Below are 21184 nucleotides of genomic sequence, written 5' to 3'. Positions count from 1 at the left end.
GAAAATTCGTATAATTTAGCGTATAGCTTTTATTATTCTTTGGGAGGAATACACCATCATGAACGCCATTCAGCAAGTCATTCAAGGAAGTGTCGATTACGCCAACAATATTTTAGGTGCGTATGTGCTAGTTGCCGTATTGATCGGCGGTGGGATCTACTTCACGATCCGAACTAAATTTATCCAGTTCACGTACTTAAAAGAGATGTTCCGCGTCACGCTCGATAAAAGTGAACAAACAACAGACGACAAAGGGGAAAGCATCACTTCTCTCCAGTCATTCTTTATCGGAGCTGCGACACGGATTGGTACGGGTAACCTTGCCGGTGTCACGATTGCCGTCACACTTGGTGGACCCGGTGCCGTCTTCTGGATGTGGATGGTCGCTCTTCTCGGTGGTGCGACAGCTCTCATCGAAAGTACACTGGCTCAAGTCTATAAAGTACGCGATACGAAATCAAACGCGTACCGTGGTGGTCCTGCCTATTACATCGAAAAAGGCTTGAAAAACCGAGCTCTCGGAATTGTCTTTGCAATCTTGATTGCCGTTACGTTCGGACTTATCTTCAACTCGGTTCAATCGAACACGATTGCTGCTGCCTTTGACAATGCGTTTGGTATCAATACAACTATCGTCGGTGTTGTACTTGTCGTCTTGACGGGACTCGTCATCTTTGGTGGTGTCCACCGCGTCGCGAAATTCTCTGCGATCATCGTTCCTATCATGGCAGGTCTTTACTTGCTTGCTGCCCTTTATGTCGTCGTCACGAACCTGACGGAGCTTCCTGGTGTGTTCGCAATGATCTTTAAAAGTGCTTTCGGAATTGAGCAAGCATTCGGTGGCTCGGTCGGTGCTGCGATCTCACTCGGTGTCAGACGTGGATTGTTCTCGAACGAAGCCGGGATGGGGTCTGCTCCGAACGCCGCTGCTGCTGCTGAAGTCTCACACCCAGCAAAACAAGGTTTCTTGCAAACACTTGGTGTATTCCTTGATACATTGATCGTCTGTACAGCGACAGCATCGATCATTCTCCTCAGTGATAGTTATGCGGCTGGAAATGGCGAAGGAATCGGCATGTTGCAAAACGCGCTCTCCGAAGAATTTGGTGCAATTGCTCCACCATTCATCGCACTCAGTGTCTTCTTGTTTGCTTTCAGTTCGATCGTTGGTAGTTACTACTACGGTGAGACGAACATCGAGTTCATCAAACAAAGTCCAGCAGCTGTCTTCGGTTTCCGAATTGCGACAATGGGCTTCGTCTTCATCGGATCTGTTCTTAGCCTAGGTATGGTATGGAGTTTTGCCGACCTCTTCATGGCAGGCATGACATTGATTAACATGACGGCGATTCTCCTCTTGAGCGGCATCGCCTTCAAAGTCATCAAAGACTACCAGGAACAACGGAAACAGGGACTCGATCCTGTCTTCTCAGCAAAAGCACTCGGGATCGAAAATACAGAGTGTTGGGACGTTGAAGAAGAAGCACGTCCTGCGGCTGGTGAAGTGCCACCATCACAATAAATCACTTCTGAGTTCGAACTTCAACACCGAGTAAGCCATGTGCCTACTCGGTGTTTTTATTTGTAAAAAAGAATTGGGATTATGTTTTCATCGGACAGGGAAAAAGTCAACAGATTGTCCTGAAGGAGGAATTCATCTTGTCTCAAGCCATGTTGATCATCAACCCGTCTTCTGGTAAAGAACTCGGAAAAAAACACGCGACGCTCGCTGAAGAGACGCTTGCTACTCGCTTTGAAACCGTCGACGTTCGGTTTACGGAAAAAGAACACGATGCGACGGAATTCGCGCGTCATGCTGCCCAGTCTAATTACGACGCTGTCATCGCCATGGGAGGTGACGGAACGGTCAATGAAGTCATCACCGGAATCGCCGAGCAACCGCATCGGCCAACACTCGGGATCGTCCCACTCGGAACGGTCAATGACTTATCGCGCGCATTACACATCCCGACGGATCCCGAAGAGGCAATCCAGATTTTAGCTGATGCCCCTGCCCGACCGCTCGATATCGGTAAATATGATGACCATTACTTCATGAACGTCATCGCTGTTGGTCTGATTGCAGAAGCCGTTGAGGAGGTCAGTGTCGAACAAAAAACGTCACTCGGATCGGTCGCTTATTTCATTGAAGGTCTAAAAGCCTTCAAGGATCATAGTCCCTATCCGATTGAAATTGATTCTGCTGAGAAACAATTTGATGGAGAAGCACACTTGTTGATCATCGCCTTGACGAATTCCGTCGGAGGATTCGAATCGTTTGCAGAAGACGCAAAAGTCGATGATGGACTGCTGCATGGCTTCATCATTACGAAGCTTGGATTCTTTGATGCGCTCCAAGCATTACCTAAACTCATCACGGGTGGATTATCAAAAGCCGATCAAATCGAACACTTCACGACGACACGTGTCGAAATTCGCTCGAAAGAAGAATTGCCGATTAATGCCGATGGGGACACAGCAGGTCATGTTCCTGTGACTGTCGAGGTGCTCCCGCAACATTTAACCGTGTTTTCACCCTCTTCTGCTGAATAACAGTATAGGTTCATCGAAAAAAGAACTGACTCTTCGTCAGTTCTTTTTTACTTATTAATCCATTACAATATATGTTAATAACGCATAATTTTGAAATACATTTGAAATATTTTTGTGTTATTGACGATGCTATAATCATCTCAGGCGAAAAATCATTCCCTAAAATAAATAAATATACATAAAATCTTACAATTTTGTAATGATCCGTTCTGTCGCTTCAGATTTTTAAGGAGGAAATACACTCAATGAAACGTTTACTTACAACAATGACAATGACAGCTTTGGTAGTTTCAGGTTTTGCAACAACGAGTGCTTCGAAAGTTGAAGCTGCAACGACATATAAGGTAAAGGTCACAGCAGACGGACTTCGTGTCCGTACTGGCCCATCAACGGCTTATAAAATCGTCGGTAGCGTCAATACAGGACAGACATTCAATTATCTCGGTGTTTCCGGTTCATGGACGAAAATTTCGTACGGCGGCGCCTCACGCTATGTTTCTTCTACATATGTAAAAAAATACAGCACAACGACTTCGTCAAAAGCAACGACTGGTTTTTCGCGTCCAGCAAGTGGTCCAATCACGCAAGGGTATGGTGCTGCAAGTGGCGTTTACGGTTACACGTTCCATAACGGTATCGATATTGGTGCTCCAACAGGCACACCTGTCTATGCATCAGCTGCCGGTAAAGTCATCACATCCCGTTATTACGGCGCATACGGAAATCATGTCATGATGACACATACCGTCAACGGCATCCAGTACACGACGGTATATGCACACCTAAACAGTCGCTCTGTCTCAGTCGGACAGACGATTGCTAAAGGATCGAAAATCGGTACGATTGGTGCAACAGGTAACGCATTCGGTGCGCATCTCCACTTCGAAATGCATCGTGGTCCATACGTCTACAGCGGAACTTCTGCTGCCAACAGCGTTAATCCACTCAATTACTTCAACTAAGCTTGATTCACCGGACTTCTCCCCGTGAGAAGTCCGGTTTTTTGTTTCAGATGAAATCTCCTGACAGGAGTGGTACGGTATATTCAAGGCTCTCATCCATATAGGAGGACAATCACATGAAACGAACCATTCCCCTGATTCTATCAGCATCTTTCGGCGTGACACTGCTTGCCGGTTGTCAAGATCAGCCGACACCTGAAGAACGGCTTGATGCCTACATCAAACTTTGGGAGAAACAAGATTACGATAAGATGTATACGTACGCGAGTACGGCTACTAAAAAGGAATACGGCAAAAAAGAATTCATCGAACGGACGAAACAGTTGTCGAAAACGCTTGATATCAAAAAGTTATCCGTCGAACGGAAGAAAGTAAAGGAAGCAACGGATGACGAAAAAGCGTCCCTTCCCGTGCGGATCTCCTTTGATACGGTGGCAGGAGCCGTTGCTTATGATAAACAAGTCCCGTTAACATTCGAGAAACAAGGAGAAACAGAAAACTGGTTCATTGACTGGGACTCTTCGTTTGTTCTAAAAGACTTTAAGAAAGAAGACAAGGTTCAGTTAGAAACCGTAGAAGGCAAACGTGGTGATTTACTCGACGCGAACAATAAACCGCTCGCGACCTCTGGTAAAGGATATGCTGTCGGCGCAACTGCAGGACAACTTAAAGATGTCGACCAAGTTGCCGAGTTGCTCGATCGCCCGACCTCATCGGTCGAAGATTCCTTAAAAGCAAGTTGGGTCAAGGACGGACAATTCGTTCCGCTCAAAACACTGACCGACGAAGCAACGGTTGCGAAATTGCGTGACATTCCAGGTATCAGCGTCAAAGAGACGGAAGTCCGAACATATCCGCTCGGGAAGGCCGCTTCACACTTGATCGGTTATATCGGTTCAGCGACAGCAGACGAGATTAAAGAATCAAAAAATAAAATCCAAGCTGGCGAACAGGTCGGGAAACGGGGTCTCGAACAAGTCCTTGATGATCGGTTACGCGGTAAAGCCGGAGCTTCGATCATTCTACAAAAGAAAGACGGATCAAGCGTCACCGTCGCTGAAACGAAACCGTCCGATGGTGAGGATATCCCGTTGACGATTGATGCTACGCTTCAGAAAAAGACGTATGACACGATGAAAGAGGATCCAGGAACGGCATCGGCAATCGATCCGCGGACTGGTGAGACACGTGTCTTACTCAGCTCCCCGGGCTTTGATCCTTCTGAATTCATGTCAGGGATCTCGCAAGCGCGACTCGATGAACTGACGCAGGATCCGGATCAACCATTGTTGAACCGATTCACGAGTGCTTTCGCACCCGGTTCGACCCAAAAACCCCTGACGGCCGCCGTTGGCTTAAAGAGTGGAACACTCGACCCGGAAAAAGCCTATACGATCAATGGACTGAAAAATAAGATCGATGGTTTTAACGTCACGCGGATTCACGAGACGCCAGCACCTGTGAATCTGCACAATGCGCTCGTTTATTCAGATAACATCTATTTCGCCCGCTCCACACTCGAACAGGTCGGAACGAAGGCGTTCACGTCTGGACTTGAAGCCCTCGGCTACGGAGAGAAGCTACCGTTTGCGTATCCGTTACGCGCTTCTCAAATCTCAAACGACGGGACGATCGCTTCAGATGGACAGCTGATGGATACGTCCTACGGACAAGGACAGATGCTGACGAACATTCTACATCTAGCGTCGATGTATGAAATTTTCCTGACAGATGGAACAATCTATCGTCCGACCCTTTTACAAGAGGAAAAAACGAAGCAAGTCTTTAAAAAGGATCTGCTGGATGCAAAAGACGCGAAGATGATTCGCGATGATCTTTATGACGTCGTCCATAACGGTTATACGCTCCCAGCTGACATCAAGGAAGTCGATGTTGCCGGTAAGACCGGTACGGCAGAATTGAAAAAGGCAGGCGAAACCGATGGAAAAGAGAATGGCTTCTTCGTCGGTTTCGATAACGACAAAAAAGATCTTCTCGTTGCCATCATGATTGAATCGGTCGAAAAAGAAGATCGTGGTAGTCCGTATGTATCGGGACTTGTCGCCGAAGTACTCAAACAAAATCGATGATCGGAGTGATTGCTTGATGATCCGCACGAGCCGTACTTCAGACCTCCCTGCCCTGCTTGCACTGACGGCAGAGACGTTCGAGCATCATAAGCGGTTATCGTCTCATTTTCATCCGGATGTTTTGACGCCATACACGCTCGAGTCATTAGGACAAATGCTCGATTCAGAACAACACCTCTGTCTGACGGCACTCAACGGAGACGACATCACCGGTTACTTGTTTGGTAAGTGGACAGCGCCAGCAGCCAATCGATTCACGCCTGTCCGGATCTTGAACATCACTGACGTCGGTGTCAACGCTTCCCATCGTTCATCCGGAATTGGTCGCCAGTTGATGCAGGCGGCAGAAGAACTCGCGCTCGAGCGAGGTGTTGCTGCGGTTCGATTGAACGTCTGGGCGGTCAACGACCGTGCCGCAACGTTTTATGAGGAACTCGGATTCGAACCACTGTATACCAACTTGCAGAAGTCGCTCGTTCAACAGTGACATCTATATGAAAAAGAAGCTGACTCAAAAAAAGAATGACGCGTCTTTTCACACCCTTTCCTCAGGCGAGACACAAGCCATCTTTCCTGCTTCATTCAAGCAGAAAAGCGGGTCTTGTTCGTCTCTAACAGCGCATAAATGCGCCTGTTCCTGTAAGAGTGGTGTGTGACGCGTCATTCTTTTTGTTACGAGATAAGGGTGGCAAATCATCATTCTGCCACCCTTATCTTTGTAGAGACTGACTTTTGAGTCAGCTCCTTTTTATTAATGCGACGGCGTCGCCGCAAGACGTGCTGCCATCAACTGTTGAATTGTTTCTCGATCGTTCTGATGCAGTAAATCGACGATTTTACTGCCGACGATGACCCCCGAGACTGGGCGGCTCAGTTGTTTGACATGTTCCGGTGTACTAATCCCGAACCCGGCAAGTACAGGTACTGGACTGTTTGCTGCAACGTTCGCTAAGTGGTCTTCGAGCGCAGTATCAAACGTCGTCTGTCCGCCTGTCGTTCCGTTGACCGTGACCGCATAGAGGAATCCTTCACTTTTATCGGCAATCTTTTGGATTCTCTCCATCGGACTCGTCAAGGAGACGAGTTGAACGAGCGCGATGTCCGACTTATCTTCTTGTTCGAAGAACTGTTCGCTCTGCTCAAGCGGCAAATCAGGAATAATCAGTCCGTCGACCCCGACTTCGCGACATGTCGCTAGAAACGCCGTTAATCCGTAGCGGAAAATCGGATTTAAGTACGTCATCAAGACGACCGGAACATCGACGGTCTGACGAGCAACGCGAACTGCCTCGAGGACATCCTTCAGTCCAACGTTCGCTTCTAGTGCCCGGAGTCCCGCTTCTTGAATGACTGGACCGTCAGCGACAGGATCCGAAAACGGAACACCGACTTCAATCGCTGTCGCTCCGGATTCAGCGAGAAACGACAGGATTTCCGGGAGTTGATTGATTCCTCCATCTCCCCCCATGACGTACGGAATGAAGGCTTTCTCCCCTTTGCTCGTAACGGTACGAATGGCTGTTTCTAATCGCATCACGCTTCCCCCTTTAGTGCGTTTCTGACAGTGACGACGTCTTTATCGCCCCGTCCTGATAAGCAGATGACGAGAATTTCTTCCTTGTCCATCTCTGCAGCGAGTTGTGTCGCATAGGCAATGGCGTGTGCCGACTCAAGTGCCGGGATGATTCCCTCCTTGCGGCTCAACAGCTGAAGTGCTTCGAGTGCTTGTTCATCGGTCACCGCTTCATATTGGACGCGACCGATATCTTTTAGCAAGCTATGCTCCGGTCCGACACCCGGATAATCCAGTCCAGCTGAGATCGAGTGCGCTTCTTGTACTTGACCATGGGCATCCTGTAAGAGATACATCATCGAGCCGTGCAAGACACCGACCTCTCCTTTTGTCATCGTCGCTGCGTGTTTTTCTGTGTCGATTCCGCTGCCCGCTGCTTCGATTCCGTACAATTTTACATCTGTATCATCGATGAACGGATGGAACATCCCGATCGCATTACTACCGCCGCCGACACAAGCGACGATCGCCTCTGGCAGACGCCCCTCTTTTTCGATGATTTGACGTCGTGTCTCTTTTCCGATGACCGCTTGGAAATCACGGACGAGTTGCGGGAATGGGTGGGGTCCGAGAACAGAACCCATCAAGTAATGCGTGTCTTCGACATGTTTGACCCAGTAACGGAGTGCTTCATTGACGGCATCTTTAAGTGTCCGACTGCCTTGTGTGACCGGGATGACGGTTGCTCCAAGTAACTCCATCCGGAAGACGTTCAACTCTTGACGACGGACGTCCTCTTCTCCCATGAAGATGACACACTCGAGATCGAGTAAGGCACAGACCGTCGCAGTCGCGACACCGTGTTGTCCTGCCCCTGTCTCAGCAACGATTTTTCGTTTCCCCATCCGTTCAGCCAATAACGCTTGACCGATCGTATTGTTGATTTTATGGGCACCAGTATGGTTCAAGTCTTCTCGTTTCAAGTAGATCTTTGCGCCACCGATCGTTTGCGTCAAATGTTCGGCAAAATAAAGTGGTGTTTCACGTCCGACGTATTCTTTCAATAACTCGTCCATTCGCGCTTGAAACGCTGGATCTTCTTTTACCGTTGCGTAAGCTTCTTCGAGTTCGATCACCGCGTGCATCAATGTTTCCGGGATGTAGCGTCCTCCGTATTTACCGTATTGTCCGAGTGTATCTGGTTGTGCGTAGCTCATACTTCTCTCTCCTTTACGGCATCTGCGAATGCCTGCATTTTGATGGGATCTTTCCGTCCATCCGTCTCGATGCCACTTGAGACATCGACGGCGAACGGGTGATATCGTTTGATTGCTTCTCCGACGTTTCCTGCTGTCAAGCCACCGGCAATGAATAGTGGACGATCGGCTTGAATGTCTCGTGACCAGTCGAATGTCTCGCCACTTCCAGCAACCGGTGCGTCGACGAGCAAATACTCCGTCTGTTGCTCTATTTCTGCGATGTTCGTTACCGGAATCGCTTGAATGACGGGAACTGGTATCTCTCCGTCCGGAATGACACCATGAATTTGGACGAGATCTAGCGCGACTTGCTCGACGGCGTCGGTCACCTGCTGATAGGTCGGGGAGACGAAGACACCGACGACCTGGACCGTACTCGGAATGTCGCGTCTAAGACGCGCCGCCTCTTCTAGCGTGACCTGTCGTTTGCTTTTAGCAAAGACGAAGCCGATGTAGTCCGCTAAGCGAACTGCCGCTTCGACATGTTCTCTTTCCCGGAGACCACAGAACTTAATCCGTGTCATACGCGAACGCCACTCACTTCTCGAATGAAGACTTGTGGATCGTCTGCCCGCATCAACGTCTCACCTACGAGGATCCCGTCTGCACCGGCAGCGTGTAATCGCTGTGCTTCCTCGACTGTCTTGATGCCACTCTCGCTGATATACCGGACGTCCGGTTGTTTTTGTTCGAGTAATCCGACCGATGTCTGTAAATCGACTTCGAACTTTTTCAAGTTCCGGTTGTTGATGCCAATGATTTGCGCACCGATCGCCTCTGCCCGGCGTAACTCCTCTTCGTCATGGACTTCGACTAAGACCTCAAGTCCTTCCGCGTAAGCATATGCATACAAGTCAGCAAGCGTCTCCTGCTCGAGAGCGGCGACGATCAGGAGAATCAACCGTGCCCCATGTGCTTTTGCCCGGTCAATTTGAATCCGATCAATCATGAAATCCTTACAAAGCACCGGGATGTCGACTGCTGCAGCGACTGCCGCTAAATCGTCCATCGATCCTTTGAAGTACGTCTCGTCCGTCAAGACAGAGATGACAGTCGCCCCACTCGCTTCATATTGTTTGGCCTGAGCGATGACGTCGACGTCGAGTGCGATGGCCCCTTTTGATGGCGAAGCTCGTTTAATTTCCGCGATGACGGATAAATCCGCTCCGGCTAGTCGTTGCTTAATCGACGGCTTCAATGCCTCCCGATCAATCCGTTCGACACCAGTTAATTTTAATTGCAGGACTTCTGTCCGTTTCGTTTCGATGATGCGATCTAAGATATTCATCCGATTGCTTCCTCCCGTGTCATTTGTCGTAATTGATTCAATCGTTCCATCGCCCGTCCTGAGTCGATGCTATCTGCTGCTAAGGCGATCCCTTCTTCGATCGTTTTCGCCCGATTTGCTGCAAAGAGAGCAATTCCCGCATTGAGTAGAACCGTGTCGCGATAAGCACCATGCTCTCCACCAAGAACACGGAGTAAAATCGCCGCATTCTCTTGTGCACTACCTCCGCGAATTGCTTCAAGCGGTGCGGTCTTCAGTCCGACTTCCTCCGGGTGAAGACTGAAGCGGATCAGCTCACCTTCGTCGAGTAAGACGAGTTGGTTCGTTCCGGCAAGGGATGCTTCATCCATTCCATTCGCACCATGTAAGACGATTGCTCGCTTCCGCCCGAGTCGGTGCAATGTCAACGCCATCGTCTCAAGCATATCCTCCCGGTAAATTCCTAATAGTTGTGTCTTGAGCGGGACCGGATTCGTCAACGGTCCGATCAAGTTAAAGATCGTTGGAATCCGCAGATCGCGTCGGACCTTCATGATTTGCTTGACGCGTGGGTGCATCCGTTGCGCAAACAAGAAGGCGATTCCGTTCGACTCGAGCTGTTCTGCTAAACGCTCTGGTGTCGTATCAAGTGAAACCCCGAGTGCTTCGAGCACATCAGCGCTGCCTGTTTTACTTGAGACACTCCGATTTCCGTGCTTTGCGACTTTCATGCCGGCACCGGCTAGAACGAAGGCGGCTGTCGTACTGATGTTGAACGATTGTGAGCCGTCGCCTCCCGTGCCGCAGTTATCCATGAAATCGCCGGTGACTGGAATGTCGAGGGCGACCTCGCGCATGATCGAAGCGAGACCGGCTAGTTCTTCTGCAGTCTCCCCTTTTGCTTTCAATGCGACGAGAAAAGCGGCAATTTCGCTATCGGTCACGTCTTCCGCAAACAGTTCGCGTGCTGCCTGTTGCATCTCTTCGTATCGTAAATGTTTCGCTTCTGCTAGTTTCAATAACGTCTCTTTCATCGTTCGTCACTCCTTTGTCAATTCAATGAATCGTTCAATCATCTGCTGTCCTTGTGGTGTTCCGACGGATTCCGGATGGAACTGGATTCCGAACGTCGGATGCGTCCGGTGCTCGAGTGCCATGATCGTCCGGTCATCCGTTTCTGCCGTGATGACGAGCTCCGTCGGTAAGTCGTTTCGAGCGACGATCAGCGAATGATAGCGCATGACCTCTAACGTTTCCGTCATTTCGTCGAAGAGTTGTCCCGATTGTCGAATCATCGATGTCTTCCCGTGCATGATGACCGGTGCTTCGACGACGCGTCCTCCGAATGCTTCGCCGATTGCCTGATGTCCGAGACAGACACCGAGAATCGGTACTCGACCCGATAATTGACGAATGAGATCGATGCAGATGCCAGCGTCAGCCGGGCGACCGGGACCGGGTGAGAGAATGATGCCGTCTGGTTTCATCTCGCGTAGTTCTTCGATGCTGACCGCATCGTTTCGAATGACGTGAACGTCCGTATAAACGGATGCGTATTGGTATAGGTTATAGGTAAAAGAATCATAATTATCAATTAGGATGATCATTTCCAAACCTCCAGTAGTGATTTCGCTTTGTGTAACGTCTCCTGGTACTCGAGGCGTGGAATCGAATCGTAAACGATACCAGCCCCTGCTTGAACAGAAGCGACACCATCCTTGATCACCATCGTCCGGATAGCGAGGGCAAAATCCATATTCCCCCGAACATCGAAATAGCCGACAGCCCCGGCATATACTTCTCGTTTCACCTGCTCGTACTGGTCAATCAACTGCATCGCTCGGATTTTCGGAGCTCCCGTGACCGTCCCAGCCGGTAGACAAGAGACGAGTGCGTCTGCGCCGGTCTTTCCGTCTGCTAACGTTCCTTCAACGACGGAGACAAGGTGCATGACGTTCTTGAAGCGCTCGATTTGCATGAATCGCGTCACCTCGACGGTACCAATCTGACAAATCCGACCGAGGTCGTTGCGTCCAAGATCGACAAGCATTCGATGTTCCGCTCGTTCCTTCTCGTCGTGCAGCAACTCTTCTGCTAACCGTCCATCTTCCTCTTTCGTCTTCCCCCGGCGGCGTGTACCGGCAATCGGATTCGTCGTCACGCGATTCCCTTTGACTTGGACCAAACTTTCCGGGGAGGCCCCGAGTACGATTGCTTCGCCTAAGTCGATATAGAAGAGATAAGGGCTCGGATTGTCCTTGCGGAGCTTCCGATAAAATTGGAACGGATCACCTGAGAACGTCGCATCAAGTCGTTGCGAGAGAACCAGTTGGAAGACGTCGCCTTGGCGGATGTGTCTCTTCGCTTGTTCGACGAGTCCTTCAAACGTCTCTTGATCCATTAACGGTTCATAGACGACATCCCGGAGTGGACGCTCGATGTCCGTTCGCTCCCGTGGTTGCTCAAGTTGCGCTTTCCGTTCTGCTAAACGTTGACGTAATTCATCACGATCAGTGATGCCACCAAGTGACGTTTGAATCAAATGAACACGATGCTCGAGATGATCGAACATGATGATTTGGTCGTATACGGCGAGCAGCGCGTCCGGTAGTTGGCGCGTTTGTTCCGGAACCGCTCCGAGCGTTTCATAGGCGCGCATCATGTCGTAACCGACATATCCGATCCCACCCGCTAAAAACGGAAGGTCTTCTTCAACTCCACCCCGGAGGATCATCTGTTGCATCAGTCGTACTGGATCACCCGTTTCCTGCGTCAATCGACCTGTCGTCAACTGTTCCCGCGTCACGGTCCGTCCCTCTGCGCGAATCATCTCCACCGGATCAACACCGATGATCGAATACCGTCCTTGATCCGTATGCGCAGAACTTTCAAGCAAACATTTCTGTGTTCCGCTCAGTTGTTGAAAAATCATGATTGGCGTCATCTCGTCGCCGTTTAGTTCAAGTTGTTCGATAATAAGTGTGTCTGTCTGAACCATCCCTGTTCGCCTCCTGGAATATAAAAAAGTCCCCCACACAGCGTATGCTGCATGGAGGACGATTATCTCGCGGTGCCACCTCTCGATTGGAACGGTTCGACCGTTCCCACTCTGTCTGATGCGTCTAATAAGAGACATCATAGCCTACGATAACGGGGGCATCCGTCGCGACCTACTTCTTCGTTCAGCCACGCTCTCATGAGACCATTCACGAAACCTCGCCGTACGGAAGTCGCACCATTCTTCCGCTCTCTGAAACGCCGATGTTGTCTCGCTACTTAACTCACTCTACGATTTGTTCGATTCGATTGTATACGAAAAGGGTCTTCTCGCCCATTCATGTAGAACATGAAGGACGGGAAGACCCGCGGTACCACCTTCGTTGACGATGCTGACACCGTCCCCTTTGAAACGAACCGGACCGTTGTCCTGATTCGTCGACCCCGATAACGGGAGGAACCCGTCAGAGCCTACTACCCATTGAAGGGATTCGGTCTGAAGCTCAGAAGGCCATTCGCTTGTTGCCCGATACTGATTCGCACCACCCATCAGCTCTCTTGAATCGTTTCACAAGTTACTTCTCTTCGTCTTTGCTATCGTGTGTTGAATTGATTCTTATATTACGATGCTTCTTCTTCCCTGTCAACTGGAAAAACTCAGTATAAGGAAAGTTGGTTCGGATCAATCGATTCGAGCGCTTGTTTGACAGTTTGTAGGAACTGTCCGGCAACGAGTCCGTCGAGCACCCGGTGGTCGATCGACATACAGAGGTTGACCATGTCGCGTGCTGCAAACATGCCGTTCACCCAAACTGGACGTTTGACGATTGATTCAACGGATAGAATCGCCGCCTGCGGGAAGTTAAGGATCGGTGCTGATTGGATTGAACCGAATGAGCCCGTATTGTTAACCGTAAACGTCCCGCCCTGCATCTCTGCAGACGACAACGTGCCGGCTTGTGCCCGTTTCCCGAAGTCATCAATCGCGCGTGCGATCCCCTTAATGCTTAGTTCATCCGCATTCTTGACGACTGGTACGAACAGAGCGTCCTGCGTCGCGACAGCAAGTGATAGGTTGATCGCTTTCTTTTGAATGATCTTATCTCCCGCCCATGTCGAGTTCATGATTGGATGTTTCTTCAATCCTTCGACTGTCGCCTTCATGAAGAATGGTAAGAACGTCAATTTGACCCCTTCTTGTTTGAAGAACGCATCTTTATGACGATTACGTGCTTCGACCAAGTTCGTGACATCGACTTCGATCATCAACCAAGCATGTGGCGCTTCGTGCTTCGCGCGAACCATGTTCGAAGCGATTGCTTGACGCACACCGGCAGTCGGAATCTCGATGTCGCCTGTTTCCGTCGGTTGTGGTGCAATGACCGGACGTTTTGGTGCGGGTGGTGCTTCTGCCGGAGGCGCTACCGGAGCCGCTTGCGCTTCCGGTTTTGGTTCCGTTGCTTGTGGTGTCGGGATCGATCCAGACTCGATCAATTTCAAGAGATCTTTCCGGGTAATCCGGCCGCCCGCTCCCGTTCCCGTCACTTGTTCAAGATCAATGCCGTGTTCGCCTGATAATTTCAAGACCGCTGGTGAATAGCGTTTTTTCATCGATGTATCAGCCGACGTCGTCTCTTCGACAGCTGGCACTTCTTGTTCAGTCGCCGCGACTTCCGTTGATCCGCCGCTGACTTGCATCGTGACGATCGCGTCACCGACTTGCAACGTATCGCCTTCTTCTGCAAGTAGTTTTTCAATCACACCATCAAACGAAGATGGGACTTCTGCCGTTACCTTATCGGTAATGACTTCTGCAATCGGATCATATTTTTTGACAGTATCGCCCGGTTTGACGAGCCACATCGAAATCGTTCCTTCAGTAACACTTTCCCCGAGTTGTGGCATCGTAAGTGTTTCAGTCTTCATCGGTCAGTTCCCCCTTAGTATGCGTGTAACGTCCGGATTTTATCTTCAATTTTCTCGCTTGAGATGTTGAAGAACTTCTCCATCGTCGGAGCGTATGGCATCGCTGGGACGTCTGGACCACAGAGTCGTTCGATTGGTGCATCGAGATCGAACAATGCTTCTTCTGCAATGATCGCCGACACTTCACTCATGACGCTACCTTCTTTATTGTCTTCCGTGACGAGCAAGACTTTCCCCGTCTTTTTCGCTGCTTCGACGACTGCTTCGCGGTCGATTGGATAGACGGTCCGCAAGTCAAGGATGTGGACATCGATTCCGTCTTTTTCAAGGCGTGTTGCTGCCTCAAGTGCCATATGAACACATAGTCCGTAAGTGATGATTGTCACGTCTTCACCCTCACGCTTGACGTCTGCTTTACCGATTTCGACCGTATAGTCGCCTTCAGGAACATCCCCTTTTAACAGACGATAGCCTCGTTTGTGCTCAAAGAACAAGACCGGATCATTCGAACGAATCGCTGCCTTTAGCAATCCTTTTGCGTCATATGGATTCGATGGGATGACAATTTTCAGACCAGGCGTCGAGTTGAACATCGCTTCGACCGACTGAGAATGATAAAGTGCCCCGTGAATACCGCCGCCGAACGGTGCGCGGATGACGATCGGACACGTCCAGTCATTGTTCGAACGGTACCGAATCTTCGCTGCTTCACTGACGATTTGGTTGACCGCTGGCATGATGAAGTCAGCGAATTGCATTTCAGCAATCGGACGCATGCCGTACATCGCAGCTCCAATTCCGACACCGGCAATCGCACTCTCAGCGAGTGGTGCATCGATGACCCGTTCTTCTCCGAATTGTTCGAGCAATCCTTGTGTCGCCCGGAAAACACCACCACGGACACCGACGTCTTCGCCGAGGATGAAGACGGACTCGTCGCGTTCCATCTCTTCTTTGATTGCACTATTGATCGCTTCGATTAAACTTAACGTCGTCATTTCGTTTCCTCCTCGTCGTACACGTAACGTAATGCATTTTCTGGCGCATCGTAAGCTGCTGCTTCCGCATAAGCCGTTGCTTCGTCGACTTCTTTCTCCATCGCTTGTTCGATTTCAGTCGCTGATTCTTCCGTCAGGACGCCCATTTCAATCAAACGCGCACGGAAGAGTTTGATCCCGTCACGTGCTTTTAAGGCATCGAGTTCTTCAGCAGAACGGTACGATTTATCGTCATCATCGGATGAGTGTGGCACGAGGCGTTCGACTTCAACTTCGATCAAGGTCGGACCTTCTCCCCGTAATCCGCGCTCGCGTGCTTCCTTGACGACCTTATAGACAGCGAGTGGATCGATGCCGTCTACCGTATAGCCAGGCATTCCGTAGCCGATTGCCCGATCAGCGACGTGTTTCGCCGACAGCTGTTTCGAAAGTGGTGTCGAAATCGCGTATTTATTGTTTTCACAGAACAAGATGACCGGGAGTTTATGAATTCCGGCGAAGTTCGCCCCTTCATGGAAGTCTCCTTGGTTTGAAGAGCCCTCTCCGAACGAGACGTAAGCAACGAGTGGTTCCTTACGCATCTTCGCAGCAAGTGCGATCCCGACAGCATGTGGGACTTGTGTCGTGACCGGACTTGAACCCGTGACGATGTTCAAGGCACGTGAACCGTAGTGTCCTGGCATTTGACGACCACCTGAGTTCGGATCTTCTGCCTTTGCGAATGCCGACAGCATGATATCGCGTGACGTTTGACCGAAGTGTAAGACGACGCCTAAATCCCGGTAATACGGCAAAATGTAGTCCGTTCCTTTTTCAAGGGCGAACGCTGCACCGACTTGAGCCGCTTCTTGTCCTTGACATGAGACGAGGAAGGGAATTTTACCCGCTCGGTTCAACTTCCACATCCGTTCGTCGATCTTCCGCGCACGGACCATCGTTTCGAACATCTGAATCGCGTCCTGTTCCGTTAATCCGAGTTCTACTAATTCTTTGAATTCTATTTTTTCCATCCGTAATTCCTCCTTAGGCGTGAACCGCGAGTCCGTCGACGGCAAGTGCTGCTTCACCGAATGCTTCTGACAAGGCCGGGTGCGGATGCACGAGCTGTCCGACTTCCCATGCCGTTGCATTGAGTACGAGCGCTAATCCACCTTCACTGATCAGTTCCGTTGCTTTTGGTCCGACGATGTGAACGCCGACGAGATCATCTGTCTTCGCATCGGAGACGAGCTTGATGAAGCCTGCCGCCTCTCCTTCGATCCGCGCTTTCCCTAATCCATTGAACGAGAAGCTCCCTACCTTGACGTCCATTCCGGCACGTTTTGCTTCGTCTTCCGTCAAACCGACCGATGCCGCTTCCGGTACGCTGTAGATACAACGTGGTACGAACGCATATTCAAGTGGTGTCGTCGTTCCGTGGACGATCGCCTCGACCGCTTTGACACCTTCTGCTGACGCGACGTGCGCCAGTTGTAAGCGACCGATGACATCTCCGATCGCATAGATATGTTGATCCTTCGTCCGGAAATGGTCATCTACTTGGATGAAGCCATTTTCGACGACGATATTCGTGTTTTCGATCCCGATGCCTTCGACGTTCGCCATTCGACCGATCGCGACGAGCAACTTATCCGCTTCAAGCGTCGTTTGTTCTCCATTACGGTCAATCGCGATCGAGACACCGTCTTCTGACATCCGGAATGTGTCACTTTGTGCAGCTGCGCCGGTATGAATCTTGACGCCCCGCTTTTTCAGTTGACGGGCGACTTCACGACTGACTGCCGCATCTTCCGTCGGTAAAATCCGATCGCTGAATTCAACGACCGTTACTGCGACGTCAAAATCCGTCAACATCGATGCCCATTCGACACCGATGACGCCACCACCAATGATGACGATCGATTTTGGCAAATCTGCCATATCGAGTGCATCATCCGAACTGAGGACATACTCTGAATCAAAAGCAAGTCCGTTCAATGGACGTGGACGTGACCCTGTCGCGACGATCAATTGACGCGGAAGGATCAACTCACCTTCGCCTTCTTCCGGTTCGACGCTGATCGTTCCCGGCATCGGTGAAAAGATACTTGGTCCAAGAATCGAACCCCGACCATGAAAGACTTCAATCTTTCCTTTTTTCATCAGGTGCTGAATGCCTGCTTCTAATCCATCTACGATCTCTTGTTTACGTTGTTTGACCTGTTCGAATCGTAAAAACGATTCCGGTACGTCCACGCCATATGTAGCAGCGTGTTTGACCGTCTGATAGACTGCTGCTGATTTCAAAAAGGCTTTAGATGGGATACAGCCACGATGTAAGCATGTCCCGCCTAATTTTCCTTGTTCCACGATTGCTACCGACTTCCCGGCTTGTGCCGCACGGATCGCGGCGACATATCCACCGGGTCCGCCACCTAGGACAACGACGTCGAATTCTCTAGCCATGTTGGTTCGCCTCCATATTCCTTAACTTCTTCTTCCCCACGTAAGACACGCAACACTCCTTCTGCGAGCGCCTGCAACTCATCTTCACCAGGACTACGTACGACTTGACCGAGGTGGGCGATGCGTTCTTCGATCGCACGCGTCAACCGATCACTATAGGCAAGTCCGCCTGTTAGGATGATCGCGTCGATCTGACCGAACAAGACGGCACTTTGACCAGCGATCTCTTTTGCGACCCGGTACGCCATCGCGTCATATAACAACGCCGCTTTTTCGTCGCCTTCTTCAATCCGGCGTTCGATCTCGATCGCGTCAAACGTTCCCAAGTGCGCGACAAGTCCGCCTGACCCAACGACCAGACGCTTCATCTCTTCAAGTTTATACTTGGTACTATAACATAGTTCTACTAGTTGACCAACAGGTAGCGATCCGCTGCGTTCTGGCGAAAACGGTCCTTCTCCATCGAGCCCGTTGTTGACATCGATGACACGCCCCTCTTGGTGCGCACCGACCGTAATCCCGCCGCCCATGTGTGCGATGATCAGGCGCAGTTCCTCATAGGGACGCCCGATTTCCTTCGCGTACCGCTTCGCGACAGCTTTTTGATTCAAAGCATGGAAAATACTCTTTCGTTCAAGTTCAGGTAAGCCTGTAATCCGCGCAATCGGCTCGAGTTCGTCAACGACGACTGGATCAACGATGAACGATGGGATATCGAGTGTCCGAGCAATCTCATCCGCGAGGAGTCCGCCGAGATTCGAGGCATGGACGCCAAAAATACCGCTGAGTAAGTCTTCTCGCATTTCTCGATTGACGGCATACGTACCACTGACGAGCGGCCGGAGTAGTCCTCCGCGACCCACGACTGCAGTAAGCGCTTTCAAATCAATCTGCTCTTCAGACAATACTTCGAGTAACACATGACGACGCATCTCCAGCTGCGCTGGAAGCGGTCCTCCGACCGCCTCCGCTGGATGGCGTAACGTCTTCGTGAACACCTGGTTCGCCCCTTCGAAGATACCGATCTTCGTCGACGTCGAACCGGGATTAATCGTTAAAATACGTTCGCTCATGGATATCCTCCTCTGATCAGCCACGTGATCCTAGAATGTTTTTATCACGACGCAAGAATTGGCTGCGGGCACTGCGCATCGTTGCGATACGCTCTTCTGCCATTTTCTCAGCCGCACGGTATGTCGGTAAATGATCGCGTTTTGCGATTTCGAACACTTTCGTGACCGCATCGTAGACGAGTTCAACTTTTTTCATGGCACGATCACGGTTGTATCCATCGAGTTCATCGGCAACGTTGATGACACCACCAGCATTGATGACGAAGTCTGGTACGTATAAAATATCGCGTTCTTCGAGCATGTCACCGTGACGGTCTTCTTTGAGTTGGTTATTTGCTGCACCGGCGATGATCTTGACTTTCAATTGTGGAATCGTCTCGTCGTTCAATGTCGCACCGAGGGCACATGGTGCGAAGATATCTGCTTCGACACTGTAGATGTCTTCTGGTGCGACGATCAAGGCACCGAATGCTTCTTCTGCACGTTGAAGTGCTTCTTGATTGATGTCTGTGACGATCAGTTTCGCCCCTTCTTCATGTAAATGACGGCATAGATTAAAGGCAACGTTACCGACACCTTGGATCGCAATCGTTTTTCCACCAAGTGAATCTGTTCCGTACACTTCTTTTGCCGCTGCTTTCATTCCACGATAGACACCGTATGCCGTAACCGGTGATGGGTTACCACTTGATCCGAATGCTGGGCTGACACCAGTAACGAAATCTGTCTCCATGTGGATGTAATCCATGTCTGCAACTGTCGTATTGACATCTTCTGCTGTGATGTAACGACCGTTCAGTGACTGGACGTAACGTCCGAATGCCCGGAAGAGTGCTTCTGACTTTTGTGTCTTCGCATCGCCGATGATGACCGCTTTACCACCACCAAGGTTCAACCCAGCGGCTGCGTTCTTATACGTCATTCCTTTTGATAAACGGAGCGCATCAATCAATGCCTCTTCGTCTGATGCATAGTTCCACATGCGAAGTCCACCGAGTGCCGGTCCGAGTGTCGTGTCATGAATCGCAATGATTGCTTTTAATCCTGATACTTTATCGTGGCAAAAAACGACTTGTTCGTAATCTTCCATCTCCATTGTTTCAAAGATGCTGAAGCGTGACTCTACGTTTGTTTCGACCATTTTAAGTTCCTCCTCAGATTGTTTGTTTTACTTTTTTCGTCTGTTGGGCATTTAATAGCGCAAAGGCTAGTGAGTACATTTTTGCTTCTGCTGTATCGGCACGGCTGGTCAAAACGACTGGCGCCCGCGCTCCGACGAGAATCGCCGCAACCGAGGCATGTGCGAAATACATGAGTGATTTGTAGATGACGTTTCCGACTTCAATTTGCGGAACGACGAGTAAATCCGCCTGACCTGCTACGTCTCCCGTTAGCCCTTTTTGCTGGGCAGCGACGAGATTTACGGCATTGTCGAGTGCGAGTGGTCCGTCTACAAGGCAATCCTTGATTTGACCACGTCGGTTCATTTGTGTTAGCAGAGCGGCATCAATCGTTGCCTGCATCGTTGGATTGACGACTTCGACAGCTGCTAAGACTGCGACTTTTGGTAAGCCGTATCCAAGCGCTCGTAAGGCGGAGACACCGTTTTCGATGATCTTTACTTTGTCTTCGAGTGTCGGTTGGATGTGAATCGCTGCATCGGTTAATCCGATTGCTGATTCACGCCCCGGTACTTCGAACAAGGCGACATGCGACAAGACATTCCCTGAACGCAGACCCGTTTCTTTGTTCAAGACAGCTTTCATGAACGTTGCTGTCGGAACAAGACCTTTCATCAAGACGCTCGCATCCCCTTTGCGAACGGCATGAGCGGCACGCTCTGCCGCTTCTTGTGATGTAGAAGTGTGCGTGATCACGAACTGTGACTCTCGTAATGCTCGTTTTTGAATCATCTGCTGAATCCGTGTCGCATCCCCGAACAAATGAAAACGTGCTAAATCGTTCTCAATTGCTAATGCGACAGCATCCATCACTTCTTCGTCATCCGCAGCTGCAATCGCAACGACGGAATCTTCGAGTCGAGCTGCCTGCTCGACCATTTCACTGAATCTCACCGTATTCCCCCCTCACCTGTCATACA

General features: G+C 50.2%; 19 protein-coding genes and 2 other annotated features. Of the genes, 5 read left to right on the top strand and 14 right to left on the bottom strand.

Annotation, left to right across the window (positions count from 1 at the left end; translation table 11 throughout):
• The first annotated feature begins 58 nt into the window (after positions 1-58).
• From EXW93_RS04695 to EXW93_RS04675, 5 genes are all read left to right on the top strand, one after another.
• Positions 59-1522 (top strand): alanine/glycine:cation symporter family protein, encoded by a 1464-nt coding sequence (locus EXW93_RS04695; RefSeq protein WP_023467608.1) that lies wholly within the window; start codon positions 59-61, stop codon positions 1520-1522.
• Positions 1523-1659: 137 nt separating this feature from the next.
• Entirely contained in the window at positions 1660-2553 is an 894-nt protein-coding gene (locus EXW93_RS04690; RefSeq protein ID WP_023467607.1) for a diacylglycerol/lipid kinase family protein, read from the top strand.
• 245 nt (positions 2554-2798) lie between these two features.
• The gene (locus EXW93_RS04685) at positions 2799-3515 is read left to right on the top strand and encodes a M23 family metallopeptidase (RefSeq protein WP_023467606.1); all 717 of its coding nucleotides are present in this window, start codon (positions 2799-2801) and stop codon (positions 3513-3515) included.
• 116 nt (positions 3516-3631) lie between these two features.
• On the top strand, positions 3632-5605 hold the full coding sequence (locus EXW93_RS04680) for a penicillin-binding transpeptidase domain-containing protein (protein ID WP_023467605.1): 1974 nt from the start codon (positions 3632-3634) through the stop codon (positions 5603-5605).
• A gap of 16 nt (positions 5606-5621) precedes the next feature.
• Positions 5622-6092, top strand: coding sequence for a GNAT family N-acetyltransferase (locus EXW93_RS04675; protein ID WP_023467604.1), 471 nt, complete (start codon positions 5622-5624; stop codon positions 6090-6092).
• 264 nt (positions 6093-6356) lie between these two features.
• Here EXW93_RS04675 and trpA read toward each other — a convergent pair whose 3' ends face one another.
• The 14 genes from trpA to yqiS form a co-directional block, all read right to left on the bottom strand.
• Positions 6357-7139, bottom strand: coding sequence for a tryptophan synthase subunit alpha (gene trpA, locus EXW93_RS04670; RefSeq protein ID WP_023467603.1), 783 nt, complete (start codon positions 7137-7139; stop codon positions 6357-6359).
• Positions 7139-8335 (bottom strand): tryptophan synthase subunit beta, encoded by a 1197-nt coding sequence (gene trpB / locus EXW93_RS04665; RefSeq protein ID WP_023467602.1) that lies wholly within the window; start codon positions 8333-8335, stop codon positions 7139-7141. The genes trpA and trpB overlap by 1 nt, the downstream gene beginning before the upstream one ends.
• Positions 8332-8901: a phosphoribosylanthranilate isomerase gene (locus EXW93_RS04660; protein ID WP_041255030.1), complete on the bottom strand. Its 570-nt coding sequence runs from the start codon at positions 8899-8901 to the stop codon at positions 8332-8334. Before EXW93_RS04660 ends, trpB begins: the two co-directional genes overlap by 4 nt.
• Positions 8898-9665 carry an indole-3-glycerol phosphate synthase TrpC gene (gene trpC / locus EXW93_RS04655; RefSeq protein ID WP_041255028.1) on the bottom strand — a complete coding sequence of 256 codons (768 nt, stop codon included), beginning with the start codon at positions 9663-9665 and terminating at the stop codon, positions 8898-8900. Before trpC ends, EXW93_RS04660 begins: the two co-directional genes overlap by 4 nt.
• Positions 9662-10678, bottom strand: a complete 1017-nt coding sequence (gene trpD, locus EXW93_RS04650) for an anthranilate phosphoribosyltransferase (protein WP_023467601.1) — start codon at positions 10676-10678, stop codon at positions 9662-9664. The genes trpC and trpD overlap by 4 nt, the downstream gene beginning before the upstream one ends.
• Before the next feature lie 6 nt (positions 10679-10684).
• The gene (locus EXW93_RS04645; protein WP_023467600.1) at positions 10685-11251 is read right to left on the bottom strand and encodes an anthranilate synthase component II; all 567 of its coding nucleotides are present in this window, start codon (positions 11249-11251) and stop codon (positions 10685-10687) included.
• On the bottom strand, positions 11248-12642 hold the full coding sequence (gene trpE, locus EXW93_RS04640) for an anthranilate synthase component I (protein WP_174316065.1): 1395 nt from the start codon (positions 12640-12642) through the stop codon (positions 11248-11250). Before trpE ends, EXW93_RS04645 begins: the two co-directional genes overlap by 4 nt.
• Before the next feature lie 51 nt (positions 12643-12693).
• Positions 12694-12942 (bottom strand) — a binding site (T-box leader).
• Positions 12943-12990: 48 nt separating this feature from the next.
• Positions 12991-13242, bottom strand: a binding site (T-box leader).
• A 56-nt stretch (positions 13243-13298) separates the two neighbouring features.
• The gene (locus EXW93_RS04635) at positions 13299-14567 is read right to left on the bottom strand and encodes a dihydrolipoamide acetyltransferase family protein (RefSeq protein WP_023467597.1); all 1269 of its coding nucleotides are present in this window, start codon (positions 14565-14567) and stop codon (positions 13299-13301) included.
• A gap of 14 nt (positions 14568-14581) precedes the next feature.
• Positions 14582-15565, bottom strand: a complete 984-nt coding sequence (locus EXW93_RS04630; RefSeq protein ID WP_023467596.1) for an alpha-ketoacid dehydrogenase subunit beta — start codon at positions 15563-15565, stop codon at positions 14582-14584.
• Positions 15562-16575, bottom strand: a complete 1014-nt coding sequence (locus EXW93_RS04625) for a thiamine pyrophosphate-dependent dehydrogenase E1 component subunit alpha (RefSeq protein WP_023467595.1) — start codon at positions 16573-16575, stop codon at positions 15562-15564. Before EXW93_RS04625 ends, EXW93_RS04630 begins: the two co-directional genes overlap by 4 nt.
• Before the next feature lie 13 nt (positions 16576-16588).
• Entirely contained in the window at positions 16589-18010 is a 1422-nt protein-coding gene (lpdA, locus tag EXW93_RS04620; RefSeq protein WP_023467594.1) for a dihydrolipoyl dehydrogenase, read from the bottom strand.
• Positions 17980-19083 carry a butyrate kinase gene (gene buk / locus EXW93_RS04615; RefSeq protein WP_055966846.1) on the bottom strand — a complete coding sequence of 368 codons (1104 nt, stop codon included), beginning with the start codon at positions 19081-19083 and terminating at the stop codon, positions 17980-17982. Before buk ends, lpdA begins: the two co-directional genes overlap by 31 nt.
• A 16-nt stretch (positions 19084-19099) precedes the next feature.
• Positions 19100-20224 (bottom strand): Leu/Phe/Val dehydrogenase, encoded by a 1125-nt coding sequence (locus tag EXW93_RS04610; RefSeq protein ID WP_023467593.1) that lies wholly within the window; start codon positions 20222-20224, stop codon positions 19100-19102.
• Between the two features lie 13 nt (positions 20225-20237).
• Positions 20238-21158, bottom strand: a complete 921-nt coding sequence (gene yqiS / locus EXW93_RS04605) for a phosphate butyryltransferase (protein WP_041255026.1) — start codon at positions 21156-21158, stop codon at positions 20238-20240.
• Between the last annotated feature and the right edge of the window lie 26 nt (positions 21159-21184).

This window comes from Exiguobacterium sp. JMULE1 (genome assembly GCF_013337175.1).
In the GTDB taxonomy this organism is placed as follows: domain Bacteria; phylum Bacillota; class Bacilli; order Exiguobacteriales; family Exiguobacteriaceae; genus Exiguobacterium_A; species Exiguobacterium_A indicum.
The sequence above is the reverse complement of the archived record's forward strand: the minus strand, read 5'-3'. Positions and strand labels throughout refer to the sequence as shown.

What these genes read in the sequence shown, in the direction of transcription:
- EXW93_RS04695 (WP_023467608.1), top strand. Translation starts at nt 59, where the DNA reads ATGAACGCCATTCAGCAAGTCATTCAAGGAAGTGTCGATTACGCCAAC.
- EXW93_RS04685 (WP_023467606.1), top strand. Translation starts at nt 2,799, where the DNA reads ATGAAACGTTTACTTACAACAATGACAATGACAGCTTTGGTAGTTTCA.
- EXW93_RS04680 (WP_023467605.1), top strand. Translation starts at nt 3,632, where the DNA reads ATGAAACGAACCATTCCCCTGATTCTATCAGCATCTTTCGGCGTGACA.
- EXW93_RS04675 (WP_023467604.1), top strand. Translation starts at nt 5,622, where the DNA reads ATGATCCGCACGAGCCGTACTTCAGACCTCCCTGCCCTGCTTGCACTG.
- trpA (WP_023467603.1), bottom strand. Translation starts at nt 7,139, where the DNA reads ATGCGATTAGAAACAGCCATTCGTACCGTTACGAGCAAAGGGGAGAAA.
- trpB (WP_023467602.1), bottom strand. Translation starts at nt 8,335, where the DNA reads ATGAGCTACGCACAACCAGATACACTCGGACAATACGGTAAATACGGA.
- EXW93_RS04660 (WP_041255030.1), bottom strand. Translation starts at nt 8,901, where the DNA reads ATGACACGGATTAAGTTCTGTGGTCTCCGGGAAAGAGAACATGTCGAA.
- trpC (WP_041255028.1), bottom strand. Translation starts at nt 9,665, where the DNA reads ATGAATATCTTAGATCGCATCATCGAAACGAAACGGACAGAAGTCCTG.
- trpD (WP_023467601.1), bottom strand. Translation starts at nt 10,678, where the DNA reads ATGAAAGAGACGTTATTGAAACTAGCAGAAGCGAAACATTTACGATAC.
- EXW93_RS04645 (WP_023467600.1), bottom strand. Translation starts at nt 11,251, where the DNA reads ATGATCATCCTAATTGATAATTATGATTCTTTTACCTATAACCTATAC.
- trpE (WP_174316065.1), bottom strand. Translation starts at nt 12,642, where the DNA reads ATGGTTCAGACAGACACACTTATTATCGAACAACTTGAACTAAACGGC.
- EXW93_RS04635 (WP_023467597.1), bottom strand. Translation starts at nt 14,567, where the DNA reads ATGAAGACTGAAACACTTACGATGCCACAACTCGGGGAAAGTGTTACT.
- EXW93_RS04630 (WP_023467596.1), bottom strand. Translation starts at nt 15,565, where the DNA reads ATGACGACGTTAAGTTTAATCGAAGCGATCAATAGTGCAATCAAAGAA.
- EXW93_RS04625 (WP_023467595.1), bottom strand. Translation starts at nt 16,575, where the DNA reads ATGGAAAAAATAGAATTCAAAGAATTAGTAGAACTCGGATTAACGGAA.
- lpdA (WP_023467594.1), bottom strand. Translation starts at nt 18,010, where the DNA reads ATGGCTAGAGAATTCGACGTCGTTGTCCTAGGTGGCGGACCCGGTGGA.
- buk (WP_055966846.1), bottom strand. Translation starts at nt 19,083, where the DNA reads ATGAGCGAACGTATTTTAACGATTAATCCCGGTTCGACGTCGACGAAG.
- EXW93_RS04610 (WP_023467593.1), bottom strand. Translation starts at nt 20,224, where the DNA reads ATGGTCGAAACAAACGTAGAGTCACGCTTCAGCATCTTTGAAACAATG.